Raw genomic sequence first — 12,615 nt, 5'->3', positions numbered from 1 at the left:
ATGACCGCTGACTATCGCCTCGCGGCCCGGGACCTCAGCGTCCGTTTCCAGCGCACCACCGTGCTTGACCGCCTTTCGATCGGGCTGCCCGATGGGGTGGTGACCGCAATCGTCGGCCCCAATGCCTGCGGCAAATCCACCCTGTTGCGCAGCCTGGCGCGGTTGCAGAAAGCCAGCGCGGGACAGGTGATCCTCGACGGCCAGAGCATCGCCGCCCAGAACAGCCGCTCCGTAGCGCGCAGGCTGGCGATCCTGTCCCAGTCTCCGGTTGCGCCGGAGGGTCTGACCATACGCGATCTGGTCCTGCGCGGGCGCACGCCGCATCAATCCGCATGGCGCCAATACTCCGTCGAGGATGCCGCAGCGGTCTCCGCCGCGCTCACGGCAACCGGGCTGGACGGGCTTGAGGAGCGCGTGCTTGACACGCTGTCGGGCGGTCAGCGCCAGCGGGCGTGGATCGCCATGGCGCTGGCCCAGGACACGCAGCTGCTGTTGCTGGACGAGCCGACCACTTTCCTCGACCTGCCGCATCAGATCGAGCTGCTCGAACTGGTGCGCAACCTGAACCGGCAAACCGGGCGCACCGTGGCCATGGTGCTGCACGACATCAACCTCGCGGCGCGGTATTGCGATCACGTGATCGCGCTGCGCAATGGCGCGGTCCACAGCGAGGGCCCGGCACGCGAGGTCGTCACCGAAGCCATGATGCAGGAGGTGTTCGACCTGCCCTGCACGATCATCGCCGACCCCAATCACGGCACTCCTCACGTCATCCCAACCTGAAAAGGGTAGAACATGTCCCTGTTAGACCACTTTGACTTTCACGCCCAGACCGCCCTGCCCGGGCTGCCCTTTGACGCCCTGCACGCAGACATCCGCAACCGCGCCCGCGAGCACGACCTGCCGGTCGTTGTCGATACCGCGGAAGAGATCCAGATCGAAACCGTCTATGGCAACTACAGTTTTCAGCGGCAGTCCAAGGAGACGATCGCGGTGATCGGGTCCTCCCGTGCCGATTGGCTCTTCACCCTGAAGGACAGCCTGAGCGACACCATCGCGCAGCTGGTGCCGGATGTTGCCGCCGCCATCCGCTGGTCCGATGCGCAGGATCAAGCGGGCAAACTGCCGCCGAATTTCCAGTTCATCACCATTCGCGCGGTCACCCGCGTGCCCGGCCATTTCCTGCGTGTGGAGGCGGAGGCTGAAGACCTGTCGCATTTCACCACCGACGCAATACACTTTCGGCTGGCGCTGCCCGATCCCGATCTGGCGCGTCCGGAATGGCCCTATCTGTCCGAAAGCGGTCAGACCATCTGGCCGAAGGGCGACGCCAGCCTGCATCGCCCGGTCTATACCGTGCGCGAAATGGACGCCGCCAGCGGGCGTCTGGTGTTCGACATCTTCGAGCACGAGGGCGGCCGTGCCACGGAATGGGCCCGTAGCGTGACCCCGGGCACCCGGGTTGGCCTGACCGGCCCCGGCGGCGGCGGCATTCCAGAGGCCAAGGCGCTGCGTATCTATGCAGATGAGACCGGATTTCCCGCCGTGGCGCGGATTCTCGAAACCCTCGATACCGACGCCCGGGGGCAGGTCATCCTGGAGCTGACCGATCCGGTCTCCGGCGACTATCCCTTGCCCGAACACACCGGCCTGACGGTCGAGCGACGCGCGGCCGGGGGCGACGACCTGGGCGATCTGGCCATTGCCGGGCTTGCGGCTGCGCCCGACCACATGGTCTGGCTGGCTGCGGAGAAAACCGCCGCGCAAAAACTGCGCGCCCATTTCAAATCCGCCAGTCTCAACGCCAAGGATCACTATGTCTCGGCCTACTGGACCCGGCCGGCGCCTGCCGAAGACCATGCTTAACTTGACAAAAACGCTATACTAAATTAGGCGCCAGTCGTGGGGGATGTAGGCCTCCGTTAGCCAATCACGTGCATTCGACATTGCGCCATGTAGCCAAGCCCAACCGCCCGTGACCTGACCTCACCGGGGCAGAGCACGGGGCGGACCTGAGCCCAAAGCTGCGACACGGAGCCAATATGAAACACATTCTTCTTCTGACGTCTTTTATCCTGCTGCCTGCATTGGCTTCGGCACAATCAACCGAAACGGACGGCGCCGCCCCCGCCACGCCGGTTCCCGAGGTCGCCTCCGATCTCGTCGCGCCAACGGCACCTGCGGCCCCGACATCGCCCGAGGCGCCGATTGCCGCGCCGTCGAACGGCTCTGAGGCGCCGGACCCGGCGTCCCTCGCGCCCACCCCGGCAGGATCCGTAGAGACCGAGAGCGCGTCGCCCGACACGTCCACGGCAGTGTCCGACCAAGGCGCAGATGCCGCGCCTGCGCCCGTTGCGGAGCCCGCCGCAGCGCCGCTGACGCTGCAAGAAAAGGCGCTGTCGGCAGCGGTCGCGGCCCGAAAATTCCTGCGCGATGGTGGCCCGTCGATCTGGGCGATTGCTGCCCTCTCCGTCATCACCCTGGCCCTGATCCTGTGGAAAATCTGGCGTCTGGCCCTGATCGGCGCCTGGTCCCGGGGCAAGGCGCGCCAGGCCATCGCCGCCTATCAGGCCGGCGACAGTGATCGGGCCATTGCCATCGTCGAAGGCCGGCGCGGGGTGCGGTCCAAGGTTATTTCGGCGGCCCTGAATGCCCTGAAAACGATGCCCGATGCCCATGCCCGCGAGGAAACCGCGCGCGTCGCCAAACGCGAACTGGCCTCGGCGCGCAGCGGGCTGGGCGCGCTGGAACTGATTTCCACCATCGCGCCGCTTCTGGGTCTGCTGGGCACGGTTCTGGGGATGATCGCGGCCTTCCAGGCCTTGCAGGCGGCAGGCTCCAAGGCCGATCCCTCGATGCTGGCCGGGGGGATCTGGGAAGCGCTGCTGACCACCGCTGCCGGCATGGCCGTGGCGATCCCCGCCTCTGCGGCGCTGACCTGGTTCGAGGCCGTCATCGACCGCATCCGCCGCGATGTGGAAGACGGCGCAACACGTCTGTTCGTCAGCGACAAACCGCAACAGCTGCGTCTGGCGGCGGAATAATCCGCGATGCTGCTGGATCCCCCTCCCCGCGCGCGGCGCAAGCCCAGCCTCACGCCGATGATCGACGTGGTGTTCCTGCTGCTGGTCTTCTTCATGCTGGCCTCGCGATTTGGCATCGACGCCGCACTGTCGCTGCCGCTGGCGGCGGGCGGCGGGGACTACACCGGCCCGCCGCGCCTGATCGACATTGCGCCAGAGCAGGTCTTTGTGAACGGGCAGCCAGTCCCGCTCGCCGAACTTGCGGCGGTGCTGGACCCGCTGGTCGAGACGCGCACGGATACGCTGATCCTGCGCGGGCGGGATGGGGCCAGCCTGCAACGTATCGTCACCCTGACCGAGACCCTGCGATCCGCCGGGTTCACCTCGGTCGTTCTGGTGGAGTGAGCGCCGATGGACCTGTCTGACGCCCCCCGCCGCCCGCGCGCGGAATCGATCGTGCCGATGATCAACGTGGTGTTCCTGCTGTTGATCTTCTTTCTGATGACCTCGCGTCTGGCCCAGCCCGACCCGATTGAGGTCACCCCGCCCGAGGCGGATCTTGACGCGCCGCTGGAGGCGGAGGCCACGCTCTATGTCGACAAGACCGGCACGCTGTCGTTCGACGGCCAGACCGGCGACGCCGCGATGACGCGGCTGGCCGAGGTGTCCGCCAAAGACGCCATCCTGCAACTGCGGGCGGATGCAGAGCTGGAGGCGACGGTTGCCGCCGGGTTGCTCGCCGATCTGTCGGCTGCCGGCTTTGCCCGTGTGGAACTGGTGGTGAGCCCGAAATGAAACGCTGGATCGAAGGCTTTCTGTTTGCGGCGCTGGCGGTCGCCGTCCACGTTGCCCTATTTGCAAGCGTTCCGGAACAGGGCAGCCAGGCCGGCGGATCTGGCGGCGAATATGTCGTCTCCATCGCCGGAGCCGCGCCCACCGTGCGCGAGATGGTGGACCGCTGGGAGCAACCACCGGACGCCCCGCCGGTCGAGCTGGAACCGCTCGATACGCCGGTTGCAGAGACATCCGCACCAACGCTGCCGCAGCTCGACAGCGCGCCCGCGCCACGCGCCGAGGTGCGCCTGGCCATGACGCCCCCGGAAGAGGCTGCGCAGCCGGAGATCGACACAACACCCGCACCGCCACCACCGCCGGAACCGGAGCCTGAACCCGAGCCAGAGCCCGAACCTGAGCCGGAGCCGGAGCCGGAGCCGGAGCCGGAGCCGGAAGACGTGCCCGATACCGCGCAGCAAGCCCAGACCACCACCGCCGGGCGGGCCGAACAACGCGCCGCCGGAACAGGCGGCAGCGCGCAGGCGGGCACCACCAGCACGGCCCGCACCACGACCAGCACAAAGGGTCAACAGGCGAAGCTGCAACAGGTCTGGGGGGCCAAGATCCGCGCCCGCATCGAGCGGCGCAAACGCTATCCTTCCGGCGCGCGCGGTGATGGGGCTGTTGTGGTCGGGCTGACCGTCAGCCGGGGTGGGCAGCTGCTGAACTATCGCGTTGTGCGCTCGTCCGGCGTCGCGGCCTTTGATCAGGCCGCCTTGCGCGCCATTGCCAACGCACGGCGGTTCCCCAAGGCCCCGAACGGGCTGCCCGGGGCGCAGTTCCCGTTTGCATTGAAGATCACCTTCAGCCGCTGAGGCTGGTCAACACGCCCCACGGGTGTGGCCGACGGGGCGCGGGCGTGCGCCGCTAGCCCTTGCGCTGCCCCAGCAGCCAGATGAAGAACAGCCCACCAATCAGCCCGGTCACGACGCCGATGGGAATATCCTCGGGCGCCAGGATCGTGCGGGCCAGAATATCCGCCCAGAGCAGGAATACACCTCCAAACAGGGCGCTTGCCGGCAGCACAAGCCGGTAGTCCCCGCCGCAGATCAGCCGCACGATATGCGGCACCATGAGGCCGACAAAGCCGATGATGCCGGAAAACGCCACCATCACCCCGGTGATGAGCGCGCCGATGACAAAGGTCATCAGCCGGAACCGCGCCACGGCGATGCCCAGGGTGGCGGCGGTTTCATCGCCCACCGTCATTGCGTTGAAATCCGCCCGCCGCCACCAGAGCCAGGTGCCGCAGCCCAGCAGGATCAGCAACGGATAGATCAGATGCGACCACTGCGCGATGCCAAGCCCCCCGAGCATCCAGAACACCACGGTGTGAGAGGCCCGCGGATCGCCCAGAAAGATGAGCACATTGGCCCCGGCCATCACGATGAAGGACACCGCCACCCCCGCCAGTACCAGCCGATCCGCCGTCGTCGATTGGGTCAGGCGCGTGACGCCGAGCACCACCGCCGTTGTCGCCAAAGCACCGGCAAAGGCCAGCAGGGGAACCGTCAACAGACCAAGGAACAACCCGGTGTGCAGCAAGGCCAGGATCGCGCCAAAGGCCCCGCCAGAGGAAATCCCCAGCAGATGCGGATCGGCCAGCGGATTGCGGGTCACCGATTGCAGGCTCGCCCCGACCAGCGCCAGCCCGGCGCCGACCATGATCGCAAGCAGCGCACGCGGAAAGCGGATATCCCAGACGATCGCGGCCCGCCCCTTGGACCAAACCGGCTCCACAAGGCCGGGCCAGATCTTGTCGATCAGCACCCCCCAGACGGTGCCGGTCGACACCGGCACCGCCCCGAGGCTGATGGCAAAGGACAGCGACACCAGAAGCGCAGCCAAACCGCCAACAAGCAGCATCGGTGCAGTGCGCGTGCGCCGCAGCGGGCCAATATGCGCTTCGCTGTCCTGCATCGGTTATTCGCCCCAGAACCCGGCGGCGAGTTTTTTCACGGCCTTGATATTGCGCGGTCCGGGGGTGGCTTCGACATACTCCAGCACCACGAACCTGTCGTTCTTGACCGCATCCATCTCGGCAAAGGCCGGGTTCTGCATCATGAAGTCCCGTTTCTGCGCGGCGGTGACGTCGCCGTAGTTCACGATCACCACGATCTCCGGATTGCGGTCCACCACCTCTTCCCAGGTTACGGTGGCCCAGCTCTTTTCGAAATCATCCATGATGTTCTTGCCACCGGCGGCCTCGATCAGGGCGGTGGGCATGGCATAACGACCGGCGGTGAACGGGGTATCCTCGCCGCTGTCGTAGACAAACACCCGCGGGGCTTCGCCATCCGCCTCCAGCTCCTTGGTAAAGGCGGCGAGATCGGCGCGATAGCCGGCAACCAGGGCCTCGGCCTTGTCCTCCACATCAAAGATCCGGCCGAGGTTCAGCAGATCAGTGTACATGTCATCCATGCTTACCTTGGGCTTGTCGCCGATGTGGATGCAGCTTTCGGTGAGTTCGTAGACCTTGATGCCAAAGGGGGCGAGGGTCTCGGGGGTCACCTCGCCACCGACTTTCATGCCGTAGTTCCATCCGGCAAAGAAGAAATCCGCATCTGCGCCGACCAGCACCTCCTTGGAGGGGTAGCGGGCGGAAAGCTCCGGCAGCGCTGCAACCCCATCGCGCATTTCCGCGTCCAGGGTTTTCCAGCCCGAGACGCCGGTGTAGCCGACCATGTGATCGGACAGCCCCAGCGCCAGCATCATTTCGGTCAGGTTGACGTCATTGGAGATCGCGGCTTGCGGGACGCTGTCAAAGGTCACGTCGCGATCACAGCTCTGAACCGTGGTTTCAGCCCAGGCGGAGGTGCCTGCCAGTGCCAGCGCGACGGGAAAGAGGATATTTTTCATGAGGTGTGTTCCTGCGAGATATTGGACAAGTGAAAGGTCAGGTGATCCCGGCCCGCACGGGCCAGGTGGTCGCGGCGGGCCTGCACGCCAAAGGCCTGGGAGACGCGCGTTTCGGACAGCACCACGCCGGGTGTGCCAAAGCCCATAACGCGGCCCTCTGCCATCAGCAGAATGTCATCACAGACCTCGGCAGCGAGATTGAGATCGTGCAGCGAGGTCACGATGGTCAGATCGAGGTTCCGGATCAGCGCCAGCAGTTCGAGTTGATGGCGCACATCCATGTGGTTTGTCGGTTCATCGAGGATCAGCACCTGCGGTTCCTGCGCCAGGGCGCGGGCCACCATGACCCTCTGCCGTTCGCCCCCGGACAGGGTGGCAAGCGTGCGGTGGGAAAAACCGGTCAGGTCGAGCCTGCGCAGTGCTGCGTCAATAATCGCCGCATCCCGCTGACCCGATGTGGCCAGCCCGTCGCGATGGGGCAGACGTCCCAGCGCCACGATGTCCTTCACCGTCAGGCCGAAATCGGTCGGTTGCTCTTGCAGCACCGCCGCCACCCTGCGCGCGGCCTGCCGCGGCGGCATGGCCCACAGATCGGTCCCATCGACGAGCACCTGTCCGCTGCGCGGCGACTGATAGCGATAGAGGAGCCGCAGCAGGCTGGACTTGCCGGCGCCATTGGCGCCGACCACCCCAAGCACGCGCCCGGCGGGCAGGTGGAAACTGGTTTCATGCAGGATCAGGGGGCCACGGCGTCGCGGCGCCCAGGTCAGGCCACGCGCCTCCAGGGTCGCAGCCATTACCGCCCCCTCCGGGCAAGCGCGGCACGCGGCGCGTCACCGGCTCTGCACATGTCTCGATCACACAGCGCCATCCGCGGCTCCGCTCTTGTGTGCGGGGGATAGGCAGAACACAGGTTGGCGTCGCTCCCGGCTCGGGAGGTCAGACAGCTACCACCGTTCACCGGGACACCCCGCCCAGGTTACACATCGGGTCAGATGGCAGGTCTCCTGACTTGCGGTTCGTCATTCCCCTGCACCTTCCCGGATGGACATCCAGTGGTATCAGGCAGGGTCATTCGCCGCTCACAGTTGCGGGGGCAGTCACGGGTTTGGCGCCTTTTGGCTACACCTCACCGTATTCCCTTTTCATCCCCGCGCATCTGAGGCGACGGAGAACCATCTGGCCCAGACATGGGCCAAACGGACTGAATATGTCAACTGTTTTGCAACCGGCGACAGGCCCGACAGCACGCGGCCCCCGTCCGGGCCACAGCGCGACGATGCGTTTCTCCGGGAACAATTCGCGCCGCGCGCCGTTGTGTCTGCGAGGCCCGCACAGGGTGGGCACTGTAACACGGCAAAGGAGGCACCCCATGCTTGGTTGGGCCCTGACATTCCTGGTGATCGCACTGATCGCGGCCGTCTTTGGCTTTGGCGGTATCGCCAGCGCCTCGGCCGGGATCGCGCAGATCCTCTTTTTCATCTTCCTGGTGATGTTCGTCGCCGCGTTGATCTTTCGGGCAGTTCGCCGCTGACCCGAAGGCACGCATCGGATCGACCGACACTCCACGCAGAAAGGACATGACATGAGCACCGCATTGAACGTCAAACCGCAAATCGCACCTGTCGAGACCGGCGTCCGGGACACCACCGCCATCGCCGAGGGGCTGAGCGACGTGCTGGCGGATACCTACCGCCTGACGCTGAAAACCCACATCTACCACTGGAACGTCGAAGGACCGCTGTTCTTCTCGCTGCACAATCTGACCGAAGAGCAGTACCAGAACATGTTTGCCGCCGCAGATGAGCTGGCAGAGCGCATCCGCGCCATCGGCCACCTGACCTCCGGCAAGATCACCGGCGTCTTGTCCGACAGTATTGTCGACGACCTCGGCCAGATGCCAAGCGCCGGGGAAATGTGCAAGGATCTTGAAAGGGACCATATGCGTCTGGCCCACCGCCTGCACGCGCTGATCGAGCTGGCCGAACAGCGCAAGGATATGGTGACGGGTGACCTGGCCACCGAACGCGCGGCCTTCCACGAAAAAGCGGCTTGGATGCTGCGTGCTTTGTCTGCCTCGTAGGCACGCATGTATTCTGCAGGGGGCCCTTCATCCTGACGGGTGTGGGGCCCCTTTATTTTGCGGATGCGACGTTTTGGCCGCCGCGCCGCTGCTCGCCCGACACACACCCGCGCAAACAAACGGCCCGGACAGTGCCGGGCCGTCGATATCGCCAAAGTCACGCTGCCGTTGGATCAGCTGGTCAGCGTATCGGTCGAGGCAAAGAACATGGCCTGGCTGATCGCAGAAATCACCTGGTCGGGAACATAGGGTTTGGCGATCATGAACGCCGGTTCATGCCGCTCACCTGTGAGCAGACGCTCGGGGAAGGCCGTGATGAAGATCACCGGCACGTCGCCGAGATCTTCGAGCAGGTCCGCAACCGCGTCGATGCCGCTGGAGTTATCGGCAAGCTGAATATCCGCCAGGATCAGATCGGGCCGTTGCTCATGCCCCAGTTTCACCGCCGCCTTGTGGGTGCGCGCAATCCCGGTGACCTCGTGCCCCATCATCGTACAGATGCCTTCAAGATCCATCGCGATGATCGCCTCATCCTCGATAATCATGATCTTGCCCGAAACCGATTGCTGCATCTCATCATGCGCCAACTGGATCAGGCGGCTGGCCTCTTCGCTGTCGATGTCCATGATTTCCGCGATTTCGCTGATGGAGAAGGCCTCCACCGTATTCAGCAGCAGCGCCTCGCGGGTGTTCGGGGTCAGCGCCGAAAGATGTTGCAGCGCCCGGGCCCGGGGACCGTCATCCGTGTCCGGCACCGGCTGTCCGGAACTGCTCCAGAGCGTGTGGAAAACCTTGAAAAGTGCCACTTTTCCGCCATGGGCCTGGGCGTCGAAGCAGCTTGGATCCGCCAGGATCGCCTCCAGCGTGGAGGCCGCATAGGTATCACCGGATTGCTGCGCCCCGGTGAGCGCTCTGGCGTAACGCCGCAGGTACGGCAGGTGGGGTCCGATCAGGTCCGACAGAGTCAGGGCTTGTCCAGTGGTGGGGGTCGACAATTTTTTTCTCCTGTCACCAATATTTCTCGGAACAAACGCATGCTTTGGGCGTTTGTTCCATGGAAATGAAAATTTTATCGCGCCTGAAGGTATAGGTGTTGCGGGAGAGACGAATGGCAAACAGGCCTCAGAAACAGCCATGGGACACTCTGATCGACGAGAACCTGAAGCGGGTTTTCGACGAGGATGCGAATGCGGAATTGCCGCCGCATCTGATGGAGCTACTTGATCGTCTGGACAAGATCCCCGTCGCGGATGCGTCGGGCACCACCGGCGCGACCTCCCAGTCGCAGGAGGAGGCCGAATAATGGACCGACAGAATGCCAAGGCTGAACTGACCAGCCATATGAAGGTGCTTCGCGCCTTCGCCATGAGCCTTACGCGCAATGATGCGGCAGCAGATGATCTGGTGCAGGATACGGTGCTGAAAGCCTGGAGCAACTTCGACAAGTTCCAGGAAGGCACCAACATGCGGGCCTGGCTCTTTACCATTCTGCGCAACACCTTCTATTCCAACCGCCGCAAGGCTGCCCGCGAAGTCGAGGATTCCACCGGCACCATCACCGAAAGCATCTCGGTCAAACCGGCCCATGATGGCCGGCTGCAACTGGCCGAGTTCCGCGTCGCCCTGGCGGAACTGCCGGCCGAGCAGCGCGAGGTGCTGACCCTGATCGGCGTTCTGCAATATTCCTATGAAGAGGCGGCCGAGGTCTGTGGCGTCAAGGTCGGCACGATCAAGAGCCGGCTGAACCGGGGGCGCGAAGCCCTGGCCTCCAGCATGCAGATCAATATCGACGATCAGATGGAACTGACGGACGCCGCCACCCATGCCGTGGTCGCCGCAAGTGGTGGAACCGCCGCGTGAATCGAATGAATTTTCCCTCCCTGGCCCTGTTTCGAGGCCAGGGTCAGGGCACCTCCGCTGACGGTTCGGATGACCGGACACATGTCTCTCCGGGCGCATCGCGCCCCTTTGGCTGGACGCGAAGCCTGTCCGTCCGGCTGGCCATACTGCTGTCCGGGGCGCTTGTGCCGCTGGGGCTGATCGCGGTCGATCAGACCGTCCGCCTGCAGGCTGAACTCCGCGAATCCAACAATCTCAGTCTGCAAGCCCTGACCGCCGAATTCGCTCAGGAAGAGCGCGAGATCATCAAATCCGCCTTTTCAGCGGCAGAGACCCTGGCGCTGAGCGTGCCGGATCTGACCGCGGACCTGGCCCGGTGCAAATCGCTGATGACCCGTTTCATCGACGCCACCGCAGAGCGCTACAGCTTTGCGGGGTTTCTGCCGACGGACGGTGTCATGGAGTGCGCCTCCGCCGATCTGACGATCGACTACTCCGACAATCCCAGGTTCTCCGACTGGATGCTCACCGCCAAGCGTGACGTCCGCGTGAATTCCTTCGGCCCCGTTTCCGGCACTGCCGTTCTCATCATTTCCGAGCCGGTCTTTAATGAACAGGGCAGGTTCATCGGCAACCAGATCATCCACGTCCCCCATGACAAGATCGATCAGGGGTTTCAGGTCAAACTGGGGGATCGCCCCATCGATATCGTGACCATCAGCGTGGATGGCGACATCCTCAGCGCGTCCGGCGCTCGCGAAACCGCACGCGAACGCCTGCCCGCCGGGATTCCGCTCAAGGAGCTGATCAAACTCAACCCACGGCGCATTGAAACCGAAAACGCCGCCGGCGAGACCCGGCTGTTCTCGATCGTTCCGGTGCTGAGCAACGGGTTCTATGTCGTCGGCAGCTGGGACCCGGACGGCCGCCACGCAGCCGCCGACAGCGGCCCGTTCAGGCAGCTTGTGCTGACCCCTGCCCTGTTTCCGATCCTGATGTGGCTGGTCAGTCTGGTGCTGATCTACATCACGCTGGATCGCCAGGTGGTACGCTACCTGCGCCTGATCACCACCCAGATGCAGCAATTCGCCCGATCCCGCACCCTGCCCAAAACGCCGCCCCGGTCTTTCATGCCCCATGAAATGGAGGTCATCGAAAACGAGTTCATGCAGGTGGCCGAGAAACTGCTTCATGACGAGGCCGACCTGTTTGATGCGATGCATGACAAGGATGTGCTGCTCAAGGAGCTTCATCATCGGGTGAAGAACAATCTGCAACTGATCTCGTCGATCATTTCCATGCAGATCCGGCGCACGCGGAATGCAACCACCGCTGATGCGTTGCAGACCGTCAACCGGCGGGTGACCAGCATGGCAACCGTGCACCAGACCCTGTACCAGGCGTCAGAACTGGGGCGGGTTCAGGCAAACGACCTGCTGCGGGACGTGATCCGCCCGCTGACAGAGCTTGCGCCCACCACCGCCCCGGTGCCGCATATCGAGATTTCGCTGGAGCCGGTCGTGCTCTATCCCGATCAGGCTGTGCCCCTGGCCTTGCTCACCGTCGAAGCCGCCACCAACGCCCTGAAATACCTTGGCGTCGACAGTGCCGGCAAACGCTGGGTGTCGTTCAAGCTGAACGTGGTGGACGACACCCGGGTGACGCTGACGATCGCCAATTCCACGGCTCAGGACCCCAGCTTCGATGAAGAGGGCACCGGGCTTGGCAGCCAGTTGATCCGCGGCTTTGCCCGCCAGCTGGAATGCAGCCCGACCGTCCAGGAGGAGGCCGACAGCTATGCCATCAGCCTGACCTTCGACGCGATGCAGTTCGAGCCCGATGCCCCGGCGCCTGCCGGGGTGGATGTCGAGGACAGCTGACCCGTCTCCGGCACCGCCCCCCTGCGGGCGGTGCCGGAATTTATCTACGCCCTGGGGTCGCCCTGCCCTGTTGGCCCCGCCGGTCCGGAACCGTGCC

General features: G+C 64.5%; 15 protein-coding genes and 1 riboswitch. Of the genes, 11 read left to right on the top strand and 4 right to left on the bottom strand.

All coding sequences use genetic code 11. The features are described from left to right. The 6 genes from ACXAF5_RS02420 (at window position 1) to ACXAF5_RS02395 (ending at window position 4,672) form a co-directional block, all read left to right on the top strand. Window positions 1-783 carry an ABC transporter ATP-binding protein gene (locus ACXAF5_RS02420; protein ID WP_474945408.1) on the top strand — a complete coding sequence of 261 codons (783 nt, stop codon included), beginning with the start codon at window positions 1-3 and terminating at the stop codon, window positions 781-783. A gap of 12 nt (window positions 784-795) precedes the next feature. Continuing rightward, the gene (locus ACXAF5_RS02415; protein WP_474945407.1) at window positions 796-1,866 is read left to right on the top strand and encodes a siderophore-interacting protein; all 1,071 of its coding nucleotides are present in this window, start codon (window positions 796-798) and stop codon (window positions 1,864-1,866) included. Window positions 1,867-2,042: 176 nt separating this feature from the next. Continuing rightward, complete coding sequence (locus tag ACXAF5_RS02410; RefSeq protein WP_474945406.1) at window positions 2,043-3,044, top strand: MotA/TolQ/ExbB proton channel family protein; 1,002 nt, start codon at window positions 2,043-2,045, stop codon at window positions 3,042-3,044. Window positions 3,045-3,050: 6 nt separating this feature from the next. After that, window positions 3,051-3,428, top strand: a complete 378-nt coding sequence (locus ACXAF5_RS02405) for an ExbD/TolR family protein (protein WP_239318484.1) — start codon at window positions 3,051-3,053, stop codon at window positions 3,426-3,428. 6 nt (window positions 3,429-3,434) lie between these two features. After that, window positions 3,435-3,818: an ExbD/TolR family protein gene (locus tag ACXAF5_RS02400; protein ID WP_474945405.1), complete on the top strand. Its 384-nt coding sequence runs from the start codon at window positions 3,435-3,437 to the stop codon at window positions 3,816-3,818. After that, complete coding sequence (locus ACXAF5_RS02395) at window positions 3,815-4,672, top strand: energy transducer TonB (RefSeq protein ID WP_474945404.1); 858 nt, start codon at window positions 3,815-3,817, stop codon at window positions 4,670-4,672. Before ACXAF5_RS02400 ends, ACXAF5_RS02395 begins: the two co-directional genes overlap by 4 nt. Before the next feature lie 52 nt (window positions 4,673-4,724). On the opposite strand, the gene ACXAF5_RS02390 is transcribed toward ACXAF5_RS02395, so the two are convergent. The 3 genes from ACXAF5_RS02390 to ACXAF5_RS02380 are packed head-to-tail and all read right to left on the bottom strand — an operon-like array spanning window position 4,725 to window position 7,513. Continuing rightward, complete coding sequence (locus ACXAF5_RS02390; RefSeq protein ID WP_474947783.1) at window positions 4,725-5,723, bottom strand: FecCD family ABC transporter permease; 999 nt, start codon at window positions 5,721-5,723, stop codon at window positions 4,725-4,727. A 57-nt stretch (window positions 5,724-5,780) separates the two neighbouring features. Continuing rightward, window positions 5,781-6,716 carry an ABC transporter substrate-binding protein gene (locus ACXAF5_RS02385; RefSeq protein ID WP_474945403.1) on the bottom strand — a complete coding sequence of 312 codons (936 nt, stop codon included), beginning with the start codon at window positions 6,714-6,716 and terminating at the stop codon, window positions 5,781-5,783. Further along, window positions 6,713-7,513 carry an ABC transporter ATP-binding protein gene (locus ACXAF5_RS02380; protein WP_474945402.1) on the bottom strand — a complete coding sequence of 267 codons (801 nt, stop codon included), beginning with the start codon at window positions 7,511-7,513 and terminating at the stop codon, window positions 6,713-6,715. Before ACXAF5_RS02380 ends, ACXAF5_RS02385 begins: the two co-directional genes overlap by 4 nt. Before the next feature lie 183 nt (window positions 7,514-7,696). Further along, window positions 7,697-7,911, bottom strand: a riboswitch (cobalamin riboswitch). A gap of 177 nt (window positions 7,912-8,088) precedes the next feature. Here ACXAF5_RS02380 and ACXAF5_RS02375 point away from each other — a divergent pair. Together ACXAF5_RS02375 and ACXAF5_RS02370 are read left to right on the top strand one after the other, a co-directional pair. Continuing rightward, on the top strand, window positions 8,089-8,250 hold the full coding sequence (locus ACXAF5_RS02375) for a DUF1328 domain-containing protein (RefSeq protein WP_239318478.1): 162 nt from the start codon (window positions 8,089-8,091) through the stop codon (window positions 8,248-8,250). A 51-nt stretch (window positions 8,251-8,301) separates the two neighbouring features. Then, window positions 8,302-8,799: a Dps family protein gene (locus ACXAF5_RS02370; RefSeq protein ID WP_474945401.1), complete on the top strand. Its 498-nt coding sequence runs from the start codon at window positions 8,302-8,304 to the stop codon at window positions 8,797-8,799. A 173-nt stretch (window positions 8,800-8,972) separates the two neighbouring features. Here the strand turns inward: ACXAF5_RS02370 and ACXAF5_RS02365 are convergent, their stop codons facing one another. After that, complete coding sequence (locus tag ACXAF5_RS02365; RefSeq protein ID WP_474945400.1) at window positions 8,973-9,794, bottom strand: response regulator; 822 nt, start codon at window positions 9,792-9,794, stop codon at window positions 8,973-8,975. Between the two features lie 113 nt (window positions 9,795-9,907). Here ACXAF5_RS02365 and ACXAF5_RS02360 point away from each other — a divergent pair, with 113 nt between their 5' ends. Genes ACXAF5_RS02360 through ACXAF5_RS02350 form a run of 3 tightly spaced genes read left to right on the top strand, consistent with a single transcriptional unit; the run spans window position 9,908 to window position 12,518 of the window. Next, window positions 9,908-10,102, top strand: coding sequence for a NepR family anti-sigma factor (locus tag ACXAF5_RS02360; protein ID WP_239318476.1), 195 nt, complete (start codon window positions 9,908-9,910; stop codon window positions 10,100-10,102). After that, on the top strand, window positions 10,102-10,659 hold the full coding sequence (locus ACXAF5_RS02355; protein ID WP_239318474.1) for an RNA polymerase sigma factor: 558 nt from the start codon (window positions 10,102-10,104) through the stop codon (window positions 10,657-10,659). Before ACXAF5_RS02360 ends, ACXAF5_RS02355 begins: the two co-directional genes overlap by 1 nt. A 5-nt stretch (window positions 10,660-10,664) precedes the next feature. Continuing rightward, a complete protein-coding gene (locus ACXAF5_RS02350; RefSeq protein ID WP_474945399.1) occupies window positions 10,665-12,518 on the top strand; it encodes a sensor histidine kinase in 1,854 nt (617 codons plus the stop codon). Window positions 12,519-12,615 lie beyond the last annotated feature (97 nt).

This window comes from Epibacterium sp. ABV4_022 (genome assembly GCF_056159345.1).
Note: the sequence above shows the minus strand (reverse complement) of the source record. Positions and strands in the feature narration are given on the sequence as shown.